Annotated in this window: 22 protein-coding genes and 2 pseudogenes; 16 read left to right on the top strand and 8 right to left on the bottom strand. The window is 59.4% G+C overall.

Going from position 1 to position 23416, the window contains the following annotated elements; genetic code table 11:
- The first annotated feature begins 61 nt into the window (after window positions 1–61).
- From lysS to Q8R10_RS18870, 7 genes are all read left to right on the top strand, one after another.
- A complete protein-coding gene (gene lysS, locus Q8R10_RS18840; RefSeq protein WP_305655483.1) occupies window positions 62–1576 on the top strand; it encodes a lysine--tRNA ligase in 1515 nt (504 codons plus the stop codon).
- Between the two features lie 129 nt (window positions 1577–1705).
- Complete coding sequence (locus Q8R10_RS18845; RefSeq protein WP_371133370.1) at window positions 1706–2419, top strand: TetR/AcrR family transcriptional regulator; 714 nt, start codon at window positions 1706–1708, stop codon at window positions 2417–2419.
- A 68-nt stretch (window positions 2420–2487) separates the two neighbouring features.
- A complete protein-coding gene (locus tag Q8R10_RS18850) occupies window positions 2488–3036 on the top strand; it encodes a hypothetical protein (protein WP_305655486.1) in 549 nt (182 codons plus the stop codon).
- A 7-nt stretch (window positions 3037–3043) separates the two neighbouring features.
- Window positions 3044–4339, top strand: a complete 1296-nt coding sequence (locus tag Q8R10_RS18855; protein WP_305655488.1) for a flavohemoglobin expression-modulating QEGLA motif protein — start codon at window positions 3044–3046, stop codon at window positions 4337–4339.
- A 224-nt stretch (window positions 4340–4563) separates the two neighbouring features.
- The gene (locus Q8R10_RS18860) at window positions 4564–4959 is read left to right on the top strand and encodes a GFA family protein (RefSeq protein WP_305655490.1); all 396 of its coding nucleotides are present in this window, start codon (window positions 4564–4566) and stop codon (window positions 4957–4959) included.
- Window positions 4959–5852 carry an alpha/beta hydrolase gene (locus tag Q8R10_RS18865; RefSeq protein ID WP_305655510.1) on the top strand — a complete coding sequence of 298 codons (894 nt, stop codon included), beginning with the start codon at window positions 4959–4961 and terminating at the stop codon, window positions 5850–5852. The genes Q8R10_RS18860 and Q8R10_RS18865 overlap by 1 nt, the downstream gene beginning before the upstream one ends.
- A complete protein-coding gene (locus Q8R10_RS18870; protein WP_305655492.1) occupies window positions 5849–6172 on the top strand; it encodes a hypothetical protein in 324 nt (107 codons plus the stop codon). The genes Q8R10_RS18865 and Q8R10_RS18870 overlap by 4 nt, the downstream gene beginning before the upstream one ends.
- A gap of 35 nt (window positions 6173–6207) precedes the next feature.
- Here Q8R10_RS18870 and Q8R10_RS18875 read toward each other — a convergent pair whose 3' ends face one another.
- A complete protein-coding gene (locus Q8R10_RS18875; RefSeq protein ID WP_305655493.1) occupies window positions 6208–6552 on the bottom strand; it encodes a pilin assembly protein in 345 nt (114 codons plus the stop codon).
- A 622-nt stretch (window positions 6553–7174) separates the two neighbouring features.
- On the opposite strand from Q8R10_RS18875, the gene adk reads away from it, so the two are divergent.
- The 3 genes from adk (at window position 7175) to Q8R10_RS18890 (ending at window position 9054) form a co-directional block, all read left to right on the top strand.
- On the top strand, window positions 7175–7822 hold the full coding sequence (gene adk / locus Q8R10_RS18880) for an adenylate kinase (protein WP_305655494.1): 648 nt from the start codon (window positions 7175–7177) through the stop codon (window positions 7820–7822).
- A 92-nt stretch (window positions 7823–7914) separates the two neighbouring features.
- Complete coding sequence (gene tsaB / locus Q8R10_RS18885; protein ID WP_305655495.1) at window positions 7915–8601, top strand: tRNA (adenosine(37)-N6)-threonylcarbamoyltransferase complex dimerization subunit type 1 TsaB; 687 nt, start codon at window positions 7915–7917, stop codon at window positions 8599–8601.
- Between the two features lie 111 nt (window positions 8602–8712).
- On the top strand, window positions 8713–9054 hold the full coding sequence (locus Q8R10_RS18890) for a hypothetical protein (RefSeq protein ID WP_305655496.1): 342 nt from the start codon (window positions 8713–8715) through the stop codon (window positions 9052–9054).
- Window positions 9055–9069: 15 nt separating this feature from the next.
- Here Q8R10_RS18890 and Q8R10_RS18895 read toward each other — a convergent pair whose 3' ends face one another.
- Window positions 9070–9900 carry a hypothetical protein gene (locus Q8R10_RS18895; protein WP_305655497.1) on the bottom strand — a complete coding sequence of 277 codons (831 nt, stop codon included), beginning with the start codon at window positions 9898–9900 and terminating at the stop codon, window positions 9070–9072.
- A gap of 378 nt (window positions 9901–10278) precedes the next feature.
- On the opposite strand from Q8R10_RS18895, the pseudogene Q8R10_RS18900 reads away from it, so the two are divergent.
- Window positions 10279–11054, top strand: a pseudogene (locus tag Q8R10_RS18900) (class I SAM-dependent methyltransferase).
- Between the two features lie 18 nt (window positions 11055–11072).
- On the opposite strand, the gene Q8R10_RS18905 reads toward Q8R10_RS18900, so the two are convergent.
- The gene (locus Q8R10_RS18905) at window positions 11073–11708 is read right to left on the bottom strand and encodes a TetR/AcrR family transcriptional regulator (protein WP_305655499.1); all 636 of its coding nucleotides are present in this window, start codon (window positions 11706–11708) and stop codon (window positions 11073–11075) included.
- Window positions 11709–11817: 109 nt separating this feature from the next.
- Here Q8R10_RS18905 and Q8R10_RS18910 point away from each other — a divergent pair, with 109 nt between their 5' ends.
- Entirely contained in the window at window positions 11818–12921 is a 1104-nt protein-coding gene (locus tag Q8R10_RS18910) for an efflux RND transporter periplasmic adaptor subunit (protein WP_305655500.1), read from the top strand.
- Window positions 12922–12927: 6 nt separating this feature from the next.
- Complete coding sequence (locus tag Q8R10_RS18915; RefSeq protein ID WP_305655501.1) at window positions 12928–16002, top strand: efflux RND transporter permease subunit; 3075 nt, start codon at window positions 12928–12930, stop codon at window positions 16000–16002.
- 122 nt (window positions 16003–16124) lie between these two features.
- On the opposite strand, the gene Q8R10_RS18920 is transcribed toward Q8R10_RS18915, so the two are convergent.
- Window positions 16125–16706 (bottom strand): superoxide dismutase, encoded by a 582-nt coding sequence (locus tag Q8R10_RS18920; RefSeq protein WP_305655502.1) that lies wholly within the window; start codon window positions 16704–16706, stop codon window positions 16125–16127.
- A 205-nt stretch (window positions 16707–16911) separates the two neighbouring features.
- Complete coding sequence (locus Q8R10_RS18925; RefSeq protein ID WP_305655503.1) at window positions 16912–17514, bottom strand: LysE/ArgO family amino acid transporter; 603 nt, start codon at window positions 17512–17514, stop codon at window positions 16912–16914.
- A gap of 137 nt (window positions 17515–17651) precedes the next feature.
- On the opposite strand from Q8R10_RS18925, the gene Q8R10_RS18930 reads away from it, so the two are divergent.
- Window positions 17652–18545, top strand: a complete 894-nt coding sequence (locus tag Q8R10_RS18930) for a LysR family transcriptional regulator ArgP (protein ID WP_305655504.1) — start codon at window positions 17652–17654, stop codon at window positions 18543–18545.
- A gap of 200 nt (window positions 18546–18745) precedes the next feature.
- Here the strand turns inward: Q8R10_RS18930 and Q8R10_RS20965 are convergent.
- Window positions 18746–19267, bottom strand: a pseudogene (locus Q8R10_RS20965) (methyl-accepting chemotaxis protein); the annotation flags it as partial.
- A 1640-nt stretch (window positions 19268–20907) separates the two neighbouring features.
- Between Q8R10_RS20965 and Q8R10_RS18940 the strand changes: the two are divergent.
- Both Q8R10_RS18940 and Q8R10_RS18945 read left to right on the top strand, forming a co-directional pair.
- On the top strand, window positions 20908–21897 hold the full coding sequence (locus Q8R10_RS18940) for an NAD(P)-dependent oxidoreductase (RefSeq protein WP_305655506.1): 990 nt from the start codon (window positions 20908–20910) through the stop codon (window positions 21895–21897).
- Between the two features lie 110 nt (window positions 21898–22007).
- Window positions 22008–22835: an ATPase gene (locus Q8R10_RS18945; RefSeq protein WP_305655507.1), complete on the top strand. Its 828-nt coding sequence runs from the start codon at window positions 22008–22010 to the stop codon at window positions 22833–22835.
- Window positions 22836–22909: 74 nt separating this feature from the next.
- On the opposite strand, the gene Q8R10_RS18950 is transcribed toward Q8R10_RS18945, so the two are convergent.
- Window positions 22910–23074, bottom strand: a complete 165-nt coding sequence (locus Q8R10_RS18950; protein WP_305655508.1) for a hypothetical protein — start codon at window positions 23072–23074, stop codon at window positions 22910–22912.
- Window positions 23075–23109: 35 nt separating this feature from the next.
- Window positions 23110–23416 (bottom strand): hypothetical protein (locus Q8R10_RS18955; RefSeq protein WP_305655509.1); only part of this gene is annotated, 307 nt, incomplete at its 5' end.

Genomic DNA, 23416 nt, shown 5'->3' on the forward strand with positions numbered 1-23416 from the left:
GTCCGGCCCGTGCTGGGCCGGCGCATGAATCAACGAACAGCGTGACGGAATGACGACGACCATGAGCGACCAACCACTCGATCCGCAACTCGACTTGCACGAACTGCAACAAGAAGAAAACAAGCTGATTGCCCAGCGCAAGGAAAAGCTGGCGACCGCGCGTGAGCAGGGCAACGCCTTCCCGAACGATTTCCGTCGTGACAGCTATTGCGCCGACCTGCAGAAGCGCCATGTCGACAGCAGCAAGGAAGAGTTGGCTGAGGCGGCTATCCCGGTCAAGGTTGCCGGCCGGCTGATGCTTAATCGTGGCTCGTTCTTGGTGTTGCAAGACATGAGCGGGCGGATTCAGCTGTACGTCAACCGTAAAACCCTGCCGGCGGAAACCCTGGAAGCGGTCAAGCACTGGGACTTGGGCGACATCATCGCAGCCGAGGGCACCCTGGCCCGTTCCGGCAAGGGCGATCTCTATGTGGAAATGACCAATGTGCGGCTGCTGACCAAGTCGCTGCGTCCGCTGCCGGACAAGCACCACGGCCTGACCGATACCGAAACCCGTTATCGCCAGCGCTACGTTGACCTGATCGTTAACGAAGAAGTGCGCCAGACCTTCCGCGTGCGCTCGCAGGTCATCGCCCATATTCGCCAGTTCCTGATGCAGCGCGATTTCCTCGAAGTCGAAACGCCGATGCTGCAAGCCATTCCCGGCGGTGCCGCGGCCACCCCGTTTGAAACCCACCACAACGCCTTGGACATGGACATGTACCTGCGCATCGCGCCGGAGCTGTACCTCAAGCGCTTAGTGGTTGGCGGTTTTGAGCGGGTGTTCGAGATCAACCGCAACTTCCGTAACGAAGGCGTTTCGACCCGGCACAATCCTGAATTCACCATGTTGGAGTTCTATCAGGCCTACGCCGATTACGAAGACAACATGGACCTCACCGAAGAGCTGTTCCGTGAGTTGGCGCAGCTGGTGCTGGGCAGCACCGACGTGCCGTACGGCGACAAAGTGTTCCACTTCGGCGAGCCCTTCGTGCGTTTGTCGGTGTTCGACTCGATCCTCAAGTACAACCCCGAGCTGACTGCCGCCGATCTGCAGGATGTCGACAAGGCCCGCGCCATCGCCAAGCAAGCCGGCGCCAAGGTGATTGGCTTCGAAGGCCTGGGCAAGCTGCAGGTGATGATTTTCGAAGAGCTGGTCGAGCACAAGCTGGAGCAGCCGCACTTCATTACTCAGTACCCGTTCGAAGTGTCGCCGCTGGCCCGGCGCAATGACGAAAATCCGAGCGTTACCGACCGTTTCGAGCTGTTTATCGGTGGCCGTGAAATCGCCAACGCTTACTCCGAGTTGAACGACGCCCAAGACCAGGCCGAGCGTTTTCATGCCCAGGTGGCTGATAAGGATGCCGGCGACGACGAAGCCATGCACTTTGACGCCGATTTTGTGCGCGCCTTGGAATACGGCATGCCGCCGACCGCCGGCGAAGGCATTGGCATCGACCGCTTGGTCATGCTGCTGACCAATGCACCGTCGATACGGGATGTGATCCTGTTTCCGCATATGCGTCACGAAGCCTAACGGGCGCTCACAAAAACCGCCTTCGGGCGGTTTTTTCTTGTAGAAAAGGCTGTGCTTGGGCCGTTATTGTTTGGTTTGGAGTTAGGCAAGAGTTGCAATGGATTATCTGCAATTAAGGGAATGTGCATTTTGAGCGAAAAGACCAAGAAACCCAGTGCTTCGCAAGTGGCCAGCGATGTAGCCGATAGCGTGCAGTATCAGGGTCGCAAGGCCACACGCCAGGGCAGTGAGCAGCGCCGCCAGGCGATTCTCGATGCGGCCTTGCGCATTATCGTGCGTGACGGCGTGCGTGCCGTGCGCCACCGTGCGGTGGCCACCGAGGCGGCGGTGCCGTTGTCGGCCACCACCTATTATTTCAAAGACATCAACGACCTGATTACCGACACCTTTGCCTTGTTTGTCGAGCGCAGCGCGGCGGCGATGGTGGCGTTTTGGGCGAGCGCCGAAGAGCAACTGCAGCAGATAGAAACGGCTATTGGTCAGGAGCCTGAGTCGCGTCAGCAGTTGCTCGAACAGGTGGTCGAAATGGCGATTGCTTACGTGCGTGGTCAGCTCAGCGAGAACCGTGAAAGCCTGCTCGCCGAGCAGGCTCTGCGGCTTGAAGCATTGCTTAATCCGGGCTTGCTGGCGCTGGCCAATGCTCACCGTAAGATCCTCTATCAGGGGGTTGATCGCTTCTTTCTGGTGCTCGGTTCGCAGCAGCCCGACGAAGACGCCAAGGTGTTGACCGGGATGATTCTGCAGATGGAATACCAGGGTCTGTTGGATGGCTTGGATAATCTTAAGTTGGATGAGATGCGCGCGCTGTTACGCCGCTATCTACGCTTGGTTATGGGCTTGTAATCTGAGCTTGCTGTAGCGGCTGTGTAATGGACAGTGTTTGCCTCATTACAGTGTCTAGGGAGAGATTAATGAACGCGTCGCGGGTGTTGCTGTTGGTGCTGGTCTGCCTGCTGTTGAACGGTTGTTTGGTGCTGTTCAAGCAGCCAATTCCGGCTGGGCAGGCGGCTCCGGTGCAGTTGTTGGGCAGTTGGCAGCGCGATAATGAATGGGGCGAGCAACTGCTGCTGGAGATCAGCGCCGACGCCAACAAGCATTATGTGGCGACGATTCGGGTGCTCGGTCAGGACGCTAAGCCTGAAGTCTATCCTTTCACCGTGGCGCGCAGCGGTGAGCGCTGGTATGCCTCGCTAAGCCTGCCGAGGCGCTTTGGCAGCAACTACGCAATGGCCGGTTTTGAAATCAGCAAACGCAATGAGCTGGTGCTTTACAGCCTGGATCCGCAGCGTTTTCTGCAAGAGCTGAAAGCCGGCAGCTTGCAGGGCCAAGTAGTTGAAACCCAAGGCTCGGACAGCGCCTTGATCAGCAGTCCGTTGCCGCAGGTTTTGGCTTATTTAAATGATCCGGCCAACGCCGATGTGTTTATCGAGACTGCGCGCTATCAGCGTATCGACCAGTGAGGCTCTGATGAGCAAAGGTAAGCTCCCCGACGATTACCAAAAGACTATCCGCAGCTTGTCTGACCGGATTGTCGAGGCGCAAACGCCGATCCGCGTGCTCGATGCGATCAAGTGGGACGACGGGGTGCGTAAGGCCTTTCTCAAAGGTAAGGGCAAGCACATGCCCGCCGTGGACTTGGCTTATTACCAGGCGCGGCCCTTGTCGTTTGACTCGGACGCGAAAAAGCTCGAATTCCAAAATATCGAACGGGATATCACCCGCCATCTGGGCCAGTTCAATCCGGTCGGGCAGATCATGCGGCGCATGTGCAAGGAGTACCGCATGGTGGTGCGGATGCTCGAGGCGCGCGGCACGGCGGATTTTGGCCTTATCTCACAAGAGCTCTACGGCGCCGCCTCGGATGCCTTCCATGCCGGCGACCCGACCCTGGCCGATCTGGGTTTGATGCTCTCGGATTACCTGAATAATATCGCCGGGCGCGGCGATCTAAAGGACGAGGCCAAGACCCTGACCGCCGAAGATGCGGTGGCCATGTTGCAGCAGCGCTTGAGTGGCGTGTTCGGTGACGGTGATGACACCGTGCGGGTGTTTGTCTCCGACGGCATTGTCGCTGACGCCGCCGCCGGTGCCGATTACATCAAGATTCGCGCCGATGCCATGTTCAACGAGCGTGATGTGCGCGCCCTGGAAGTGCATGAAGGCTTGGTGCATGTCGGCACCACCCTCAACGGCCTCAATCAACCGTTTTGCACCTTCCTGGCCAAGGGCCCGCCGTCGTCCACCGTGACCCAGGAAGGCCTGGCGATTCTGATGGAGGTGATTGCCTTTGCCTCCTACCCAACTCGCTTGCGCAAGCTGACCAATCGCACCCGCGCCATTCATATGGCTGAGGAGGGCGCGGACTTTTTACAGGTGTTCGAGTTTTATCGCGAGCAGGGCTTCAGCATGGAAGACAGCTACGGCAATGCCAGCCGAGTGTTCCGTGGTTCGACGCCGCAAGGGCTGCCGTTTACCAAGGACTTGTCGTACTTGAAGGGCTTTATCCTGATCTACAACTACATCCAACTGGCCGTGCGCAAAGGCAAGCTGGAGCAAATTCCGCTGCTGTTTTGCGGTAAAACCACCCTCGAAGACATGCGCACCCTGCGTCAGTTGGTTGATGAGGGACTGGTGGTGCCACCCAAGTACTTGCCGCAGCAGTTTCGCGATTTGAATGCACTGTCGGCGTGGATGTGTTTCTCCAACTTCCTCAATCACCTGAGTTTGGACCGCATCGAAGCCGACTACGCCAACATCCTCTAGGAGCTACTGCGCTCGGCTATGCGGCGTTGCAAGCGGTCTGAAAAATGCTCATTTACAAATGTAAACTCCGCTTTTTCAGACCGCTTGCGCCTTGCCTAGCCTTCGCTCGTGACGCTCCTAGCATTGGTTTGAATGCAGTGTTGTTGAGCAATTTTTGTAGGATGGCTTAGCCGCAACGCGGCCTAACCCATCACGGGTTTTGATTTATTTAGGGAGTGACACCCATGCACCACGGAAGCTGTCTCTGTCAGGGCGTGACCTTCACTGTGAGCGGCGAGTTGCCGCCGATTCAGGTGTGTTATTGCAGTCAGTGCCGGCGCGCGCAGGGCGGGCCGGTGGCGACCAATGTGCCGGTGGCCGAGGTGCAGGTGAGTTGGCTGACGGGGTTGGAGTTAATGCAACGTTATGAGTCATCACCAGGCAAAGTGCGTTGTTTTTGCCGGGTTTGTGGTTCGCCATTGTTTAGCCAGCGCAGCTCTTTGCCGGGGGTATTGCGCCTGCGTGCCGGTTTGCTGGCCGAGCCGGTGAAGGCCGCCGTAGGTTTTCATTTTTACCATGACTCCAAGGCTAGCTGGTGGCCGGGGCCGATTGATGCGCCTATCTATCCTGTGGGCCAATGATGCGCAGCCTCGGGCTCTGTCTGTTGGCCTTGCTGTTGGCGGGTTGCGATTCCTGGTTGTTTTACCCCGAGCGTGAACTGAGTTTTAACCCCAGCGTTGCCGGCCTTGAGTTCACTGATGTGTTTATCACTGCCGCCGACGGCACGCGGCTGCATGCTTGGTGGTTGCCGGTTAAAGCCGGCGTTGCGGTAAAGGGCACGGTGCTGCACTTGCATGGCAATGGCGGCAACGTGGCGAGCCATTTGGGCGGCAGTTGGTGGTTGCCGGCCCAGGGTTATCAAGTGTTGCTGCTGGATTATCGCGGCTATGGTCGTTCGCAAGGTGAGCCAAGTCTTAGTGGTGCCTACCAGGATATAGACGCCAGCTTTGCCTGGTTGGCCCAAGCGCCGCAGGTGCAGGGCAAGCCCTTGGTGTTGCTGGGGCAGAGTCTGGGTGGCGCCATGGGTGTGCATTATCTGGCTGAGCATCCGTTGCAGCGGGCGCAGCTGATGGCGCTGGTGCTGGACGGCGCGCCCGCCAGTTATGCTGATATGGCGCAATACACCTTGAGCAACTTCTGGCTAACCTGGCCGCTGCAGGTGCCGTTGTCGTGGCTGATGCCAGAAAGCGACAGCGCCATTTACGCCATGCCGCAGCTGGAAGGTTTGCCGACGTTGCTCTATCAAAGTCTCGATGATGAGGTGGTGCCTCTTTCCAATGGCGTGCGCTTGTATCAAGCTGCGCGCCCGCCGCGGGTGCTGCAACCGACTCGCGGCGGTCATGTGCAGACCTTTGCCGAGCCGCTGTGGCGTGAGGTGATGCTGCGCTATCTCGATGACCCGCAAGGCTTTGTTGGTTTGCGCCGGTTAGCCGAAATTCCTACTTCCCATTTTCACATTGAGAGTCCGCAATGAGTGAACGTAACGCCATCCCCCTGATTCTCACCGCTATCGGCAGCATTTTGGTCAGTGTGCTGGCGCTTTGGTCGTACGGTTACCTGCATATCGCCAAGCCGGAAGATTCACTGCTGTTGTCTGAGTTCACCATGTACAAAACCACGCCGGGCTCCGATTATCGCCTGGGTTTGGAGCCGGCCACCCAGGTCGCCCAGTGCGTGGATGGCGTGTTGGTGCTGTTTGATACCGCGCAAAAAGGCCTGAGTGGCGTGCTGGTGGATAACAAGAAAAGAGCCGTACGCTGCATGGGTCAAGAAACCCCGCAAGAAATCAACTAATGGCCTGCCCGAGCACGCAGCTGTAAAGCTGCGTCTCAGTGTATCGGGCTGTCTTGCTGGGTCAGCAGGTTTTGCAGATGCTTGCGTGACAAGGCTAAAAAGCGCGGTGTCGGCCCGATGTCTTCGTACAGCGGATCACCTTGCTCGTCGGTCGCCACCACCTGGCTGCCTTTGACATAGGGCAGGCCGGCCTCCAACTCCTCCAGTGCGGCACCGATGAGTTCACCGAGCATGTCTTCGGGTTGGCGTTTGGGGTACATCTCGGCCAGCGCGGCAAGGCGGGCGGCGGCTTCGAGGTCGAGTTGGATCTGGTAGCGATTGCGGGTTAGACGCCCCTTGGCATTCTCTTCCCAGTGGCGGACCAGTTCGCGGATTTTCATAAACACCTCAGTTGTTATCTGTTTGGCGGGCTCTCACGCGGCGACCCATGGCGGCTGAGTTGGAGCTGCTGTTAATAGCCTAGTCGCGGGTCGGTCGCTGTGCAGATTGGCGTCGCAACCTTGTAATAAGTTGGCGCGCTGGCCGGGTTGGGTCGTGTTATTAGCGTTTTGCGCTGAAAACTCGGCGTAATAGTTGGTGCTTAGGGCTGAGATTTTGCGACTTTTTGTCGCAGCTCAAGAGGCTGCTCAGGTGCCGCTACTGAGCTTTTTAGTTGTCCTTGGGTGCCATTGAGGTGCGCTGGGGTCATTTATCTGCCTGCTTTTATCACCTCCTAGCGTTCCGTGGCGCCGGCTTAAGCCCTAGCGCTGGGCGCGTCGGGCGTTATTTTGGCTAGCTAGACAGCGGCCTGAAAGCGGCTTTACTGGTGGGTGCTGCAGGGCGCGTAGCGGGCTGGCTTAGCACGACTTGCGGGACGGCTTTATCCGACTTTCGGTGGCTTGTGCCGGTAGGGTGCGCTGTGTATCTTGATCAACCTTTGGCCGCTACGTGCGGCCTTATTTAACTCAGAGATTGGCCCCATGAGGCGAATCCGACCTTATTTGATTTTTTAGGAGCACATCGATGCGTGTGATTTTGTTGGGGGCTCCCGGTGCAGGTAAAGGCACGCAGGCACGCTTCATCACTGAAAAGTTCGGCATTCCGCAGATTTCTACCGGCGACATGCTGCGTGCCGCCGTTAAGGCTGGCAGCCCGTTGGGTTTGAAGGTCAAAGGGGTGATGGACAGCGGTGGCCTGGTCTCCGACGAGATCATTATCGACCTGATCAAAGAACGTATTACCCAGGCCGATTGCGCTCAGGGTTTCCTCTTTGATGGCTTCCCGCGCACCATTCCACAAGCTGATGCGTTGCAAGAAGCCGGTGTGAGCATTGATAACGTGCTGGAAATTGCTGTGGATGACGAAGAAATCGTCAGCCGCATCGCCGGGCGTCGCGTGCACCCAGCTTCCGGGCGGGTTTACCACACCGAACACAACGCGCCGAAAGTAGCCGGCATTGATGATGAAACCGGCGAAGAGCTGATTCAGCGTCCAGACGACAGCGAAGAAGTGGTGCGCAAGCGTTTGGCGCTGTACCACGAGCAAACCAAGCCATTGGTGGCGTTCTACTCAAACCTCGCTGCTGCCGGCGGCACACCTAAGTGCTCCAAGGTCGAAGGTGTGGGTTCAGTCGACGAAATCACCGCCAAGGTCATGGCTGCGCTGAGCTGATTTAGCTCGCGCTAACCTTGTGCTTGTCCAACGGCCCGCTTGCGGGCCGTTGGTGTTTATACTGCTCGCCTTTTTGCCCTCCGGAACTGCCGATGACCACCTTGCTGGCCCTGGATACCGCCACCGAAGCTTGCTCCGTTGCCTTGTTGCATGACGGGCGGGTGCTCAGTCATTACGAGGTGATTCCGCGCCTGCACGCCCAGCGTTTGCTGCCGATGATCAAGGACCTGCTGGCCGAGGCCGGGATAGCGCTGTCGGCACTCGATGGGGTTGCCTTTGGTCGCGGTCCGGGAGCCTTTACCGGCGTGCGCATCGCCATTGGCGTGGTGCAAGGCTTGGCTTTCGCGCTGGAACGGCCGGTGTTGCCGGTCTCGACTTTGGCGGTGTTGGCGCAACGTGCGTTGCGCGAGCAGGGCGCAACTCAGGTGGCGGCGGCGATTGATGCGCGGATGGATGAGGTGTACTGGGGTTGTTACCGCGAGCAGCAGGGCGAGATGCGTCTGCAAGGGCTGGAGGCGGTGTTGCCGCCCGAGCGTGTCAGCTTGCCGACAGAGGCAGATGCCAGCGCTGACTGGATAGCCGCCGGCACCGGCTGGGGCAGCTATGCCGCGCGCATGCCGGTTAAGCCGCTGGCCGAGCCGCAGGTGTTGTTGCCCCATGCGCAAGACTTGCTGGCACTGGCCGGTTTTGCCTGGGCGCGTGGCGAAGCACTGCCGGCGGATATGGCCCAGCCGGTGTATTTACGCGACCAGGTAGCAACCCCTAAAGCTGCGCCCTGAGACCTTTGGTCTGTTGTATATGAGCGCGGACCTGCGGCTGATTGCCAAGAGTCTGGCGCCCCGCTAGATTGAGTTCATCCCACCGTTAAACAGTCTTTCGAGCAGTAGCAGATGCGTATTGACGGCCCTACTTCATTCAGCTCGTTAGATCGCGGTGCCCGCACGGGGGGCGCGGTCACACCGCTGCGTGAAGTCCAGCGCGAGCAGGAGCAGCGGCGTGAGCAGCCAGCCCTGCCGGCCAGCAGTCAAGGTTTGGAAGCGGTGGCGCAAGTGCGTCGGGTGCAGGCCAGTAATGCCAGCAGCGATAACTTGCCGGCGCGCCTGCAAGATCAGCCTGTTCAGCGCGGTTTAAGCAATAGAGCCAACCAGGCGCTGGCCAGTTACGGCAGCACTGCAAGCTTTGCCGGGCAGCAGGATGTTCAAGAAATTCTGGGTTTGGATCTTTACGCCTGAGCCTTAACGTGGCGGTTAATGACTCGCCAGCAGTAAATCCGCCGCTTGGCCGCTACGGCCATCGCTGAACTCGAAATGCCCCAACTGTGCAATCTCATCGTAGGCACCCAGTGCTTGTTTGACGTTTTGCGCCTGCAAGTTGATGGCGCTGACGCCCGCCGCACTCAGGTTTTGGCTGTGTTGCCGACCCTGTTGGTCAAAGCGCAGCAAACTTAGCTGTGCATATACCGAGTCGTGCAGATCGATCCGCCCGTCGTGGTTGTCGTCGTATTTGCTCAGTTCGGCAAAGCCGTTGCTGGCGCCATGTTGGTCGCCGAACAGTTCGCGGCCGTCATCGATGCGGCCGTTTTGATTGCGATCCAGCGCCAGCAGCGCATCGTCGCCATTGGGGGCGCTGATGCGTTGTTGCTGACCGTCGCCGTCGAGATCAAAGCTGATACTGTCGCCAAGGCCGCGGGTACTGAAACCGTTACCGGCCAGGTCCAGTGCCAAGGGGTCGGTTTTCTGCGGTACGGGCTTAACCTGCAGGTCGAGCTTTAGCTCACGCTGCTGGATGATTTGCGCAAAGTCGCGGCCTTGTACTGCTGCATCGACTGTTGTGACTGGCGCGGTGCTAGGGCTTGGGCTGGTCGTCTGCGGGCTGGCGGCGCTCACGTCGATGCTGTGCGCAGCGCTTATTTCACGGGCGGCGGCTTGTGCGTCTGGCGCTTCGCTGTTGGCCATCAAGGTGCGGCGCAAAATTTGATAGTTAAGTGACTGGCTCACCTCGGGCGGCACTTGCTTGTCTGTCTCGCCAGGGTGGACGCCGTGATACTGGTGATTTGCCGAGTGACTAATATTTAGCATGGCCAACTCAATGCGGTAGTGAAAACGCAGTTCTGGCAGAATGCTGCCCTTAGGGTCTGTTCCCGTTTCATTCGCGGCCGCGCCGGAGCCTGTTTTTGCGCGAGGCAAGGCACGAGGAGCGCGATTTGGTTGTTCCAAATGAGCGACGAGAAACGCCGCCTCGCGCAAAAACAGGCCCGGCCCTTCGGGTTGCGCGGGAAATGTCCCCCGCTGTTGTTGCAGGATTTGGCAAGGGAATAACCATTACCTGCGTCCTGCGCCTAACCGGGGGGCATTTCTCGCGGCAACGCGGCTTGCGATGAAACGGGAACAGACCCTAATGAGTTATCGGCCGATTCGCGGCGCACCTGAGCATTTTTTGAGCATTAAAGTTGATGAGTGACGAGCGGCTTAGCGCCACAATTACCCTTGCTGCGCTTGAGCCAAGCTACCTGCCGGCCCTGGCGCTGTGGGCCGAACGGCTGGGGTTGGCGGTCGATCCCGAGGCAGAGTTTGCCTTGCAGTTGGGCGCGGCCGGTTTGCAGTTTGTCGAGCTTGGCCCGCACGCACCGGGTGCGGTGCGGGTCGACTTTGTCGAAGGGGCGGTGGCTCATCGGCGGTTATTTGGTGGCGGCAGCGGGCAGATGATCGCCAAGGCGGTCGGGGTACAACCGGGCGTGCGTCCGCAGGTGCTGGACGCCACCGCAGGATTGGGGCGCGATGCCTTTGTGCTGGCCAGTCTGGGCTGCCAGATGACTCTGATCGAGCGCCAGCCGTTGATTGCCGCCTTGCTTGAAGATGGCCTGGCGCGGGCCAGGGGCGATAGCGAGGTCGCTCCGATTGTGGCGCAGATGCGCCTGTTGCAAGGCAACGCCATCGAGTTGATGGCTGCCTGGGTCGGTGAGCCACCGCAAGTAATCTACCTGGACCCGATGTTTCCCCATCGCGACAAAACCGCGCTGGTGAAAAAAGAGATGCGCCTGTTTCGCCCCTTGGTAGGCGCCGATCAAGATGCTCCGGCCTTGTTGGCCGCAGCGTTAGCGCTGGCCAGTCATCGAGTGGTGGTTAAGCGTGCGCGTAAAGCGCCGTGCATCGAGGGGCCAAAGCCCAGCTATGCGCTGGAGGGCAAGTCCAGCCGCTATGACATCTATCCGAAGAAAGCGCTCAAGGGCTGACGGCTTGGGTTGATTGGCTTAAGGCCGATAAGCGCGAATAAACAGTTCCACGGCATCGCGCACATGGGTGTCTATTTCGCTGTCGGTCTGTGGCGCCGCGCAGCCGATCAGCAGGCGAAAGTTGCAGCCGCCTTTGATCAGGCAGAAGAACTGGTCGGCGGCATTCAGCGGTTTGGCAATTTTGAGCAGGCCGGCGGCGTTGGCCTTGCTCAGCAGCTGCTCCATCTCATTCATCAGACGCTGGGGGCCGGCGTCAAAAAACATTTGCGAAAGCTTTGCGTCCTGGGCACCACGGGTAATCAGCACGCGGTGCAGTTCAATCGACTCGTCACTGTTGATCAGCTGATGAAAGCTGCGGCCGATATTGAGCAATACGCCCTCAATCGGCACGCCGTCAGCCAGCTCAAACAACATCTCAGGCACCTGTTTCTGGCACTTGGACTGCACGGCAAAGGAGAACAGCGTCTCTTTATCGGTGAAATGACTGTACACCGTCAGCTTGGAGACGCCGGCCTCGGCGGCAATTGCATCCATACTGCTGCCGTCATAACCGTTACGCAAAAACAGCGTCTGCGCCGCCTCCAGAATGGCGACGCGTTTGGCTGGATCTTTGGGCCGGCCGGGGCCGTTGGGCGGTAACAGTTGGTTTAACATTTTTTACTTTTTAATACTGGACTGATGAGTTTTGTATTTTTACTATACTCGCCAGTATAAAAATTCTCAGTATAAAAAACCAAGCGTTCCTCGCGAAAGGTCTCCCGCCATGTTTCGTCATGCCTTGTCTGTTGCTTTGCCGCTAAGCCTGATCAGTCTGCTGGTTGCCTGTGGCAACCCTGAAACCGTGCAGTCGCAGGCGCGTCCCGCCTTGGTGGTGCATCCGCTGCCGGCGGGTGAGTTAATGGACACCTATCCAGGTGAGGTGCGGGCGCGGCTGGAGTCAGAGCTGGCGTTTCGCATTGGCGGTAAGGTACTTAAGCGTTTGGTGGATGTCGGTGCGCGGGTAAAAATCGGGCAGCCACTGGCCGAGCTTGACCCACAAGATGTGCGTTTACAGTTAGATGCGGCGCGCGCTCAGGTCAGCGCCGCCGAGGCCAATCTGCAGTTGGTGCGGGCCGAGCGGGATCGCTACAAAACCCTGATGGCCCGCCAGCTGGTCAGCCGCTCGCAATACGACAACGCCGAAAACCTCTATCACTCAGGCCAGGCGCGCTTGCAACAGGTCAAGGCCGAATACAACGTGGCCAATAACCAAGCCGGTTATGCGGTGTTGCGCGCCAGCCAAAATGGCGTGATTGCCAAGCGCTTGCTGGAAGCCGGGCAGGTGGTTGCCGCCGGGCAGACGGTGTTTACCCTGGCCGCCGATGGCGAGCGCGAAGTGCTGATCAGCTTACCGGAGCAGACTTTTGAGCGGATCAAAGTCGGCCAAGTGGTTGAGGTTGAGCTGTGGTCGCAGGCTAATCAGCGCTTCCCGGGGCGCATCCGCGAACTGGCGCCGGCGGCCGATCCGCAGTCACGAACCTTTGCCGCCCGAGTGGCCTTTACCGAAGGTAAGGTGCCGGCGGAGCTCGGCCAAAGCGCGCGGGTATTTATTCGGGTCGACGGCGAAGTGCCGCTGGCCGTGCCACTCTCGGCGCTAACGGCGGAGAGTGGCTCGCCTTATGTGTGGGTGGTTGAGCGCGGGACTTCCAAGTTGCAGCGCACCCCGGTAACCATTGGCGCCTTTGCCGAAACCAATGTGCCGGTGCTGTCTGGCCTCAAGGCCGACGACTGGGTGGTGGCTGCCGGCGTGCAAGTGCTGCGCGAGGGGCAGGTGGTGCGTCCGGTTGATCGCGATAATCGCGCGGTTGACCTGGCGGCGAAGGAGTAACTGGCGATGGGTTTTAATCTTTCCGCTTGGGCGCTGCGAAATCGCCAGATCGTGCGTTATTTCATGTTGTTGCTGGCCCTGGTCGGCGCCTTTTCCTACACCAAACTGGGACAGAGCGAAGACCCGCCCTTTACCTTCCGGGCCATGGTGATCAATACCAAGTGGCCGGGGGCGACGGCTGAAGAAGTCTCCAAGCAAGTCACCGAACGCATCGAAAAGAAGCTGATGGAGACCGGTGATTTCGACAAGATCATCTCGTTCTCGCGGCCCGGTGAGTCGCAGGTCACTTTCCTGGCCCGCGAAGGCATGCGCTCCACGGAGATGGAAGGGCTCTGGTATCAGATCCGCAAGAAAACCAACGACATTCGCCAGTATTTACCCCAAGGCATTCAGGGACCGTTCTTTAACGATGAGTTCGGCACCACCTTCGGTAACGTCTACGCCTTGACCGGCAATGGTTTCGATTATGCGGTACTGAAAGACTACGCCGACCGCGTACAGTTGCAGCTACAACGGGTCAAGGACGTCGGCAAGGTCGAGCTGCTGGGCCTGCAGGATGAAAAAATCTGGATCGAACTGTCCAACGTCAAACTGGCGACCCTTGGGGTGCCGCTGGTGGCCGTGCAGCAAGCGCTGGATAAACAAAACGCTTTAAGCTCCGCCGGCTTCTTTGAAACCCCCACTGATCGAGTGCGGTTGCGCGTGTCGGGCAGCTTTCAAAGCGTCAAAGAGATCCGTGATTTCCCCATTCAAGTGGGTGATCGAACCTTCCGCATTGGCGATGTCGCCGAGGTGCATCGCGGCTTCAATGATCCGGCCGCGCCGAGCATGCGCTTTATGGGCGAGGAGGCGCTCGGCATTGCCGTATCGATGAAGTCCGGTGGTGACATACTGATACTCGGCACCGCGCTGGAGAAAGAGTTTGCCCGGCTGCAGGAAACCCTGCCGGCCGGTATGCAAATGAGCAAGGTGTCAGATCAACCGGCCGCCGTGCGGGCCGGGGTTGGCGAGTTCGTCCAGGTGCTGGTCGAGGCGCTGATCATTGTGATGCTGGTGAGTTTCTTCTCGCTTGGCTTTCGCACCGGTTTGGTGGTGGCGTTGTCGATTCCGCTGGTGCTGGCCATGACCTTTGCCAGCATGCAGTTTTTTGGCATAGGCCTGCACAAGATCTCCCTCGGCGCCCTGGTGTTGGCCCTCGGCCTGTTGGTGGATGACGCCATCATTGCGGTTGAGATGATGGCGATCAAAATGGAGCAGGGCTTCGACCGCCTGACCGCCGCCAGTTATGCCTGGACCAGCACCGCGTTTCCGATGCTGACCGGCACCCTGATCACCGCCGCTGGCTTTTTGCCCATAGCCACGGCCAACTCCAGCACCGGCGAATACACCCGCTCGATCTTCCAGGTGGTGACCATCGCCCTGCTGGCCTCGTGGATTGCCGCGGTGATATTTGTGCCCTACTTGGGCGAACGCTTGTTACCTGATCTGGCCAAGTTGCATGCGGCCAAGCATGGCGGCAGCGATAAAGGCTATGACCCCTACGCGACGCCGTTCTATCAGCGGGTGCGGCGCACCGTGGACTGGTGCGTGCGCCGGCGCAAGAGTGTGATACTGCTGACCGTCGGATTGTTTGTCGCCTCCATAGTGATGTTCCGTTTCGTGCCGCAGCAGTTCTTTCCGGCCTCGGGGCGCCCAGAATTGTTGATTGATATGAAGCTCAACGAAGGTGCGTCCTTGACCGCCACCAATGAGCAGGTCAAACGCCTGGAGGCGATTCTCAAAGAGCGCGAAGGCATTGTTAACTACGTGGCCTATGTCGGCTCTGGTTCGCCACGGTTCTTTTTGTCGCTCAACCAAGAGCTGCCGTCGGCCAGTTTTGCCCAGTTCGTGCTGCTGGCTAAATCGGTTGAAGACCGCGAAGAGCTGCGGGTGTGGCTGATCGAGCTGCTTAACAACGAGTTCCCGACCTTGCGCTCACGGGTTTCGCGCCTGGAGAACGGCCCGCCGGTTGGCTATCCGATCCAGTTCCGGCTCTCGGGCGAGCATATTGAGGTGGTGCGTGCGCTGGCCCGGCAAGTGGCCGACAAGGTGCGCGAAAACCCCCATGTGGTGAATGTGCATCTGGACTGGGAGGAGCCGAGCAAGGTTATCCGCCTGTTGGTCGATCAGGATCGTGCGCGGGCCCTGGGGGTGAATACCTCGGATCTGTCGCGGTTTCTGCAAAGCGCCTTGTCCGGCTCCAGTGTCAGTCAGTATCGCGAGGGCAATGAGCTGATCGAGATTTTGCAGCGCGGCAGCACCGATGACCGTCAGCAGTTGTCGCAGCTGCCAAGCCTGGCAATCCCCACCGATAGCGGCAAGAGCGTGGCTTTGTCGCAAGTGGCGACCCTGGAATATGGTTTCGAAGAAGGCATCATCTGGCACCGCAATCGCCTGCCAACCGTCACCGTACGCGCCGACATCTATGGTCAGGAGCAGCCGTCCACCTTGGTTAAGCAGATCATGCCAACCTTGCAGCCGATCATAAATGAACTGCAGTCGGGCTATGAGCTCACCGTTGCCGGTACTGTCGAAGATGCGGCCAAGGGCCAGGGTTCGGTCAACGCCGGGGTGCCGCTGTTTATCCTGGTGGTGCTGACTTTGCTGATGCTGCAGCTGAAAAGCTTCTCGCTGTCGGCCATGGTATTTCTCACCGCGCCCTTGGGGCTGATCGGCGTCACCCTGTTCTTGATCGTGTTCCAGCAGCCCTTTGGCTTCGTCGCCATGCTCGGCACCATCGCCTTGTCGGGAATGATCATGCGTAACTCGGTGATTTTGGTCGATCAGATCGAGCAGGACATCGCGGCCGGCATCGATCAATGGGACGCCATTGTCGGCGCCACAGTGCGGCGCTTCCGGCCGATAGTGTTGACCGCGCTGGCCTCGGTACTGGCGATGATCCCGCTGTCGCGCAGCGTGTTCTTCGGGCCGATGGCGGTGGCAATCATGGGCGGCCTGGTGGTGGCTACGGCCTTGACCCTGCTGTTCTTGCCGGCGCTGTACGCCGCCTGGTTCCGGGTTAAACCGGCCAAGGCGGCTTAGGCGTAACCCACCATTGGCCGTGTCAACCTTATTCAGGACGGGTCATCACCCACAAAAAAGCCCGCATCACTGATGCGGGCTTTTTTGTTTTAGCGCGCTACCGAGAGGTAGCGGCCAAGGGCTTAGGCGGCGAAGTTTTTCGCTACGAAGTCCCAGTTAACCAGGTTCCAGAACGCTTCTACATACTTAGGACGCATGTTGCGGTAGTCGATGTAGTAGGCGTGTTCCCATACGTCGCAGGTCAGCAGCGGGGTGTCGCCGCTGGTCAGCGGGCAGCCTGCGCCGATGGTGCTGGCCAGCGCCAGGGAGCCGTCAGCTTTCTTCACCAGCCAGCCCCAGCCGGAGCCGAAGGTGCCGATGGAAGTTTTGCTGAACTCTTCTTTGAACTTGTCGAACGAGCCGAAGGCTGCGTTGATAGCGTCGGCCAGAGCGCCGGTCGGTTGGCCGCCGGCGTTTGGCGCCAGGCAGTTCCAGTAGAAGGTGTGGTTCCAGATTTGCGCAGCGTTATTGAAGATGCCGCCGGCGGACGTCTTGATGATTTCTTCGAGCGTTTTGCCTTCGAACTCGGTGCCTGGCACCAGGTTGTTCAGGTTAACCACGTAAGTGTTGTGGTGCTTATCGTGGTGGAACTCCAGGGTCTCGGCAGACAGGTGCGGCTCGAGGGCGTTTTTCTCGTAGGGCAGTGGCGGCAATTCGAAAGCCATGGTTTATCTCCGTTGTTTATTAGGTCAGGCATCAGGTCTGTGTGTGCGCTGCACGCGCGCAACCGGTTCACGGGCCGGCCGGCGACGCCAAGCTTATGGCTCAGGGCGCCGCGAACGGGCGATGATAGCACTCGAACCTAGCGCTAACCACGCAACAACTGTGTGGAGAAGCCTAGCCAGAGCCTTGCCCAAGCTGGAGTTGGGCTTAGCCGGCCAGCACTAACTGACCGGCGACGCTGAACATCATCGCCGCCACGGCCAGATCCAGCAGGCGCCAGGTGGCCGGGCGCGCCAGCCATGGGGCCAGCCAGGCGGCGCCGAGGGCCAGGGTGAAGAACCACACCAAGGATGCACTGGCCGCGCCCAAGGCATAGGCACCGGGCGCCGCTTGCTGGGCGCCGAGGGAGCCGATCAGCAAGACGGTGTCCAGGTACACGTGGGGATTCAGTAGCGTTACCGCCAGGGCGCTGAGCAACACCGCACGGCGCGAGCGTGGGCCACTTTGTTCAGCCTGATTGAGCGCTTGCGGACGCAGGGCGCGCAGCAGCGCCTGGCTGCCGTAAACCAGTAAAAACGCCGCCCCGCCCCAACGGGCCAGACCCAGCAACAGCGGGCTTTGGGTCAAGAGTGTGGCTAGGCCAAAGACTCCCAGGGTGACCAGCAGCGCATCGCAGAGCACGCAAAGGGCGGCGACGCTCAGGTGATGTTCGCGGCGCAGGCTTTGCGCCAGCACAAAGGCGTTTTGTGCACCGATGGCCATGATCAGACCGATGGCGACCAAGATTCCGTTGAAATAGCTGTGCCACATGTTGGGCGCTTCCTGAGTGGGGTGGATTTTGTAACGTTCACGTGAGCGCTCTATTGCGGCTCGATGCTGGTCAGCCTGCGCGGTCAAGATGTATAAGAGAAACAAATCATGCTGATTACCCATTAGGGAAATTAATAATGTTCGATTACAAACTGCTCGCCGCCTTGGCGGCGGTGGTAGAGCAGGCTGGGTTTGAGCGGGCGGCGCAGTTACTGGGCCTGTCGCAATCGGCGGTCTCGCAGCGGATCAAGCTGCTGGAGGCGCGGGTGGGGCAGCCGGTATTGGTGCGCGGCACGCCGCCGGCACCGACTGAGATCGGCCGGCGCTTGCTTAACCATGTGCAGCAGGTGCGTTTACTCGAGCGGGACTTGCACGGCCAAGTGCCGGCGCTGGATGAGGGTGGCACTGTTCAGCGCCTGCGCATTGCCCTGAATGCCGACAGCTTGGCAACCTGGTGGGCGGCGGCCGTCGGGCCATTTTGCGCCAGCCATCAGGTATTGCTGGAGCTGGTGGTGGAAGATCAGGAAGTGGGCCTAAAACGCATGCGTGGCGGCGATGTGGCGGCCTGCGTGTGCGCCGCCGAGCGACCGGTGGCCGGCGCGCGCAGTCAGTTGCTGGGGGCCATGCGCTATCGGGCTCTGGCCAGCCCGGCCTTTATTGCCCGGCACTTTGCGGCTGGAGTAACGGCGGCGGGTTTGGCGCGGGTGCCAGCGATAGTCTTTGGTCCGGATGACCAATTGCAGCATCGCTATCTGCAGGCTTTGGGCGTGGCCGGCGGCTTTATTCACCACCTGTGCCCATCCTCCGAGGGCTTTGTGCAGCTCACTGCGGGCGGTCTGGGTTGGGGTTTGGTGCCTGAGTTGCAGGTGCACAGCCAGTTGGCCAGCGGTCAGCTGGTTGAGCTGTTGCCCGGCCGCTCGCTGGATGTGCCGCTGTACTGGCACCACTGGCGTAATGGCGGCGAGCTGCTGGGCGAGCTGACCGCCCATTTACAGCGTGCCAGCGGTCAATGGCTGGTGCCACTGGGGTAGGGTGGGTTAGTGGCGCGGAGCCGGGTTTTAAAATCAACTGCAGAGAGTGTGCGCCACGTAACCCACCAAGCGGTGATCGGCCGGCCTCCTCTGGTGGGTTACGGCGCAGCTGACTCCGTCGCGGCAGATAGCCCGTGGTCATGCGCCTAATCCACCCTACGATTCATCGCTAGAGCGGGTACATAGCCTACTTAAGGGCTTCACAGGCTAAAGCGCTGCACCAACGCCTGCTGGCTGTTGGCGACCTGTTGCAGGTGTTGGCCGCTGTCGCGGGTGTGGGCGGCGGTTTGGCGGTTGTCGCGGGTCATGTCGTGCAGGCGATGCATATGTTGGTTGACCTCTTGGGTGACGCCGGCTTGCTCGACAGCGGCGGTGGAAATTTGCACGGCAAAGGCCTGCACGCTTTGCAGCGAATCATTCAGCTGGCTCAGGGACCCCAGCACCACCTGGGTTTCGCGCTCCAGGGCGTGGGCCTGTTCGGCGGAGGCCTGCATGGTTTTCAGCGCTTCGCTGGAGGAGCCGTGCAGGGCATTGGTAATGCCGACTATCTCTTCGGTGGCGCTGCTGGTGCGCTGGGCCAGGTTGCGCACCTCATCGGCGACCACGGCAAAACCGCGGCCTTGCTCGCCGGCGCGGGCGGCTTCAATGGCGGCGTTGAGTGCCAACAAGTTGGTCTGGTCGGCGATGCCGCGAATAACCGCCAGCACCGAGCCGATTTGCAGGGCGTCTTTGGCCAGGGTGTCGACCACGTTACCGGCCTTGCTGATGTCGCTTAACAGCCGACCTTGTTGGCCGATCATCTGTTGCAGGGTGCCTTGCATCAAGCCGAAGGCGTTGCGCGCCGCTTCGCTGCTGTGGGCGCTGTCGCCGGCGTTGCGGGCAATTTCCTGTACGGTGCAGGCCATCTGTTCCACGGCGCTGACCACCATCTCCAGCGCCTCCTGCTGTAGGTCCAGACGCTCACTGGTTTGGCTGGCAGCCTGCAAAATTTCGCCGCTGGCCTGGTCGACGTCTTGGCTGGATTGGCGCAGGCGTTCGATCACTTCGCGCCAGGCCTGGGCCATCTCATGCAAGGCGTGCATCAGACCAAATTGCTGGCCGTTGACGCTGGGTAGATTTAGTTCGCCAGCGGCCAGGCGGCGGGCGAGGGCGGTCATATTGCTCGGTTCGCCACCCAGCGGGCGCATCACGCTGCGACTGACTAGCCAGGTGGCGGCGATCACGGCCGCCACGGTTAACAGTCCGAGCAGCAACATTTGCCACATTAAACGCCGTACCGGAGCAAAGGCTTGGTCCTGATCCATCTCGGCGATCAGGGCCCAATGATTGCCATCAAACTCCAGGGGTAAAAACACCTTGAGGGCCAGGTTGCCATCCAGGCCAGCCTCGCTAATCCGCCCTTGTTGGCCGTTCAGGGCGCCGCTGATGGCGCTGGCTTGCAGGCTTTCTGACGCTTGCAGGTCGCGTGCGACTTGGCGCTCGGGGAAACGCACCGAGTCGGAGCGCAGACGGCTGTCGCTGCCGACCAGATAGGTCTCGCCCTTGTCGCCCAGGCCTTGGCGGGTTTGCATCACGGTATTGAGGGGGGCAATCGGTAGCTCCAGCACCAAGGTCATGATCAGCTCGCCGTCAGCCATGATCGGTGCCGCCAGGTATTGGGTCGGCTCCTTGCTGAGCTCGTTATAGAGCAGGTCGCTGATCACCAACTGGCGGTTGTCGCGGCTTTGCTTGACCAGTTGGGCCAGCGGCGTGCCTTGCAGCGCGCTGTCGCTGAGCTTGTGCTGGTAGTCGCTGCCGCGCTGCAGGCTAAACATCACGGTGCTGTCGGGCAGTACCAGTTTTAGGTCGCGATAGCCGAAGGTGGTGATGAAGTTTTCAAAAATCGGCCGGTCGTAATTAGCGCTACTGAGCAGCGCGTTGGCATCCAAGCCTTGATAAGTGTTGCTGAGGTTGCTGGCCAGGGTGCTGATCTGGTTGCGCCGTTGCTGCCAGTTATCCAGCAATTGCTGCTGTTTGATATTAGCCACGGCCTCGAGGGCATTCAGGCTTTGTTCGCGCAAGGCCGCGCCGGCTTGCTGATAGACCGTAAAAGCCATGCCCAGCACTGGGATTAAGCCAATCAACAGGTAGCTTAGGGCTAGCTTTAGGCGCAGCGGCATGCGGTCAACTCCGGGGTAGAAGGGTTACAGTTGGGGTGCTATGTAAAATATCCTGCAATATCCGTGCGCATTAATAAACACTGTTGGATCTTTCGTCTACGGGCCTGAAGGTCGCTGTTTTGGCCTGTAGGGTTAGCGCGCCACGGCTTTAGCGCTGCTAGAGTGCGCTGACGAAGAGAGCGGATTTGCGTGAGAGGGTGGATATGAGGATTCTGGTAACAGGGGCGAGCGGTTTTATTGGTGGGCGCTTTGCCCGCTTTGCTTTGGAGCAAGGTTTGCAGGTGCGCATCAATGGCCGCCGCGCCGAGGCCGTGGAGCATTTGGTTGCGCGCGGCGCCGAGTTTATCCAGGGCGATTTGGCCGATGCCGAGCTGGTGCAGCGGCTCTGTCAGGGCGTCGATGCGGTGGTGCATTGCGCGGGTGCTGTGGGTGTTTGGGGCAGTTATCAGTCGTTCTACCAAGCCAACGTGACGGTTACCGAGAACATCGTTGAGGGCTGTCTGAAGCAGCAGGTGCGGCGCTTGCTGCATTTGTCTTCGCCATCCATCTATTTCGACGGCCAGGCCCATGTCGGTATCAAAGAGGAGCAAGTGCCCAAGCGCTTCTCCGATCATTACGGCGCGACCAAGTATTTGGCCGAACAAAAGGTTTTTGGCGCCACCGAATTTGGGCTGGAAGTTTTGGCGTTTCGCCCGCGCTTTGTCACCGGCGCCGGCGACACCAGCATCTTCCCGAGGCTGATCAAACTGCAGCGTAAGGGGCGGTTGTCGATCATCGGCAATGGCCTGAATAAGGTCGATTTCACCAGCATGCAAAACCTCAATGACGCCTTGTTCAGTGGCTTGCTGGCGGCAGGCCCGGCCTTGGGCAAGGTCTACAACATCAGCAATGGCGCGCCCGTGCCGCTGTGGGATGTGGTCAACTATGTGCTGCGCCAACTCGATTTACCGCCAGTCACTCGGCATCTGCCCTATGCCTTGGCATACGCGGCGGCGACCCTGAATGAGACGGTGTGCAAACTGCTGCCGGGGCGGCCTGAGCCGACGTTGTTTCGTCTGGGCGTGGCGGTCATGGCCAAGGACTTTTCCCTGGACATCAACCGCGCCCGCCAGTATCTGGATTACGACCCACAAGTGAGCGTCTGGACCGCGCTGGATGAGTTTTGTCAGGACTGGCAAGCCCGCAGGCTTTGATGGCCGCCCTTCGTCGGTGCGCCGTGCATCTCCCTGGCGCAACGCTGAAGCCTTATCGGCGTCGGGTTATACTCGGCGCACTTTTTAGCTTGGTCTTTTGTAGGTTCCCCATGCGTAACGATGCACTCGACGAACTTGATCAAATGCCGAGCCTTTCCAGCGGCACCCGCAACAGTGACAACTTCGCCCAAGGGGCAACCAGCGTCGGGGCGGAATCTGCCATCGGTCATTCGCCGGTGACCGCCCAGGCGCCCAAGGCGGCGAGCACTGGACCGTTGTGGGCCTTGCTGGGCGCCGCGTTAATTGCCTTGGGCGGCTTGGGTTGGTGGAGCTTTCAGCAGATATCGCTGATGGAGCAGCAATTGGTGGCCACCCAAGAGAGCTTCGCGCGGATCAGTGAAGATGCCGCCGGCCGCTTGCAGGATATTTCCGGCAAGGTGGTGGCGACCGAGTCGAATGTCACCGGTGAAAACCAGGCGCTGAAACTGCGGGTCAAGCAACTTGAAAGCAAACTGACAGAACTGAGCAAGCAACAACAAAACGTCAGCACCCAGCAAGGCAGTCAAGGCAAGCGTCTGGAGCAGTTGAGCGGTGATTTAAAGCTGCAGGCCGATGGCGCTACCCAGCTGGACGGCAAGCTCAAAGGCTTGGGTGCCGAACAGGCAAGTTTAAAGGCTGCCATGGCCGAGCAAGGCAAGCTAGATGCCCGGCTCAAAAGCCTGGCGGCTGATCTTGATGACTTGAAGAAACAAGGCAATCCCAATCCGGCCATTGCACGCCTAGAGCAGGATTTACTGGTGCTGCGCAGCGAGCTGGATAACCGTCAGCCACAAAACAACACGGCCGAATTTGACGCCTTTCGCGGTCAGGTCACGCGTAATGTGAGCACCTTGCAAAGCCAGGTGCAAAACCTGCAGCAGCAACTGAATAACCGTTAATTGACGGCCACAAAAAAGGCCTTGATATTTTTATCAGGGCCTTTTTGGTGCGGGTTGGTTCTTGAGCTCTGCAGCTATTGGCTGCTGATCAGCACGCCGCAGCGCACCACCGATTTTCGCCCCTGGCGCTCAAGGGTCAGGGGAAAGCGGCTGGTGATGGCCCAGCCTTTGGCCAGCAGCTGCTCGATATGGGCGCGCATGGCGGTAAATTCGCGTTGTTCGGCTCGTGCAAGTTCCATTGCGGTGTCGCTCCTTTTTAATCAGTTCTCGTGCGCTAGCCAGTGTGGGTTTGCTTGCCCTGCTCAGCTGCGAGAATAAAGCCTAGATATTGCAGCCTGGTGTCAGCCTGCCCGGCAATGCTACTCAATTGTCCGAGAATTGTGCAGCTTGTTGCGCAGTTTTTTACCTGGCCAAATTGCTGGCATAAAAAAACCGGCGCTAGCAGAGTGTGTGAAAACGCATTCCTGCGATCCAAAAACAAACGCCCCGACTGGTTCGGGGCGTTTGTTTTTGGAGGATGTAAGCGTTGGTTTTTTGAAAAACGGATTATCCGTCCATCAAGGCGATCATTTGGCGGGCGC

This window comes from Pseudomonas sp. (assembly GCF_030698175.1).
Lineage (GTDB): Bacteria > Pseudomonadota > Gammaproteobacteria > Pseudomonadales > Pseudomonadaceae > Aquipseudomonas.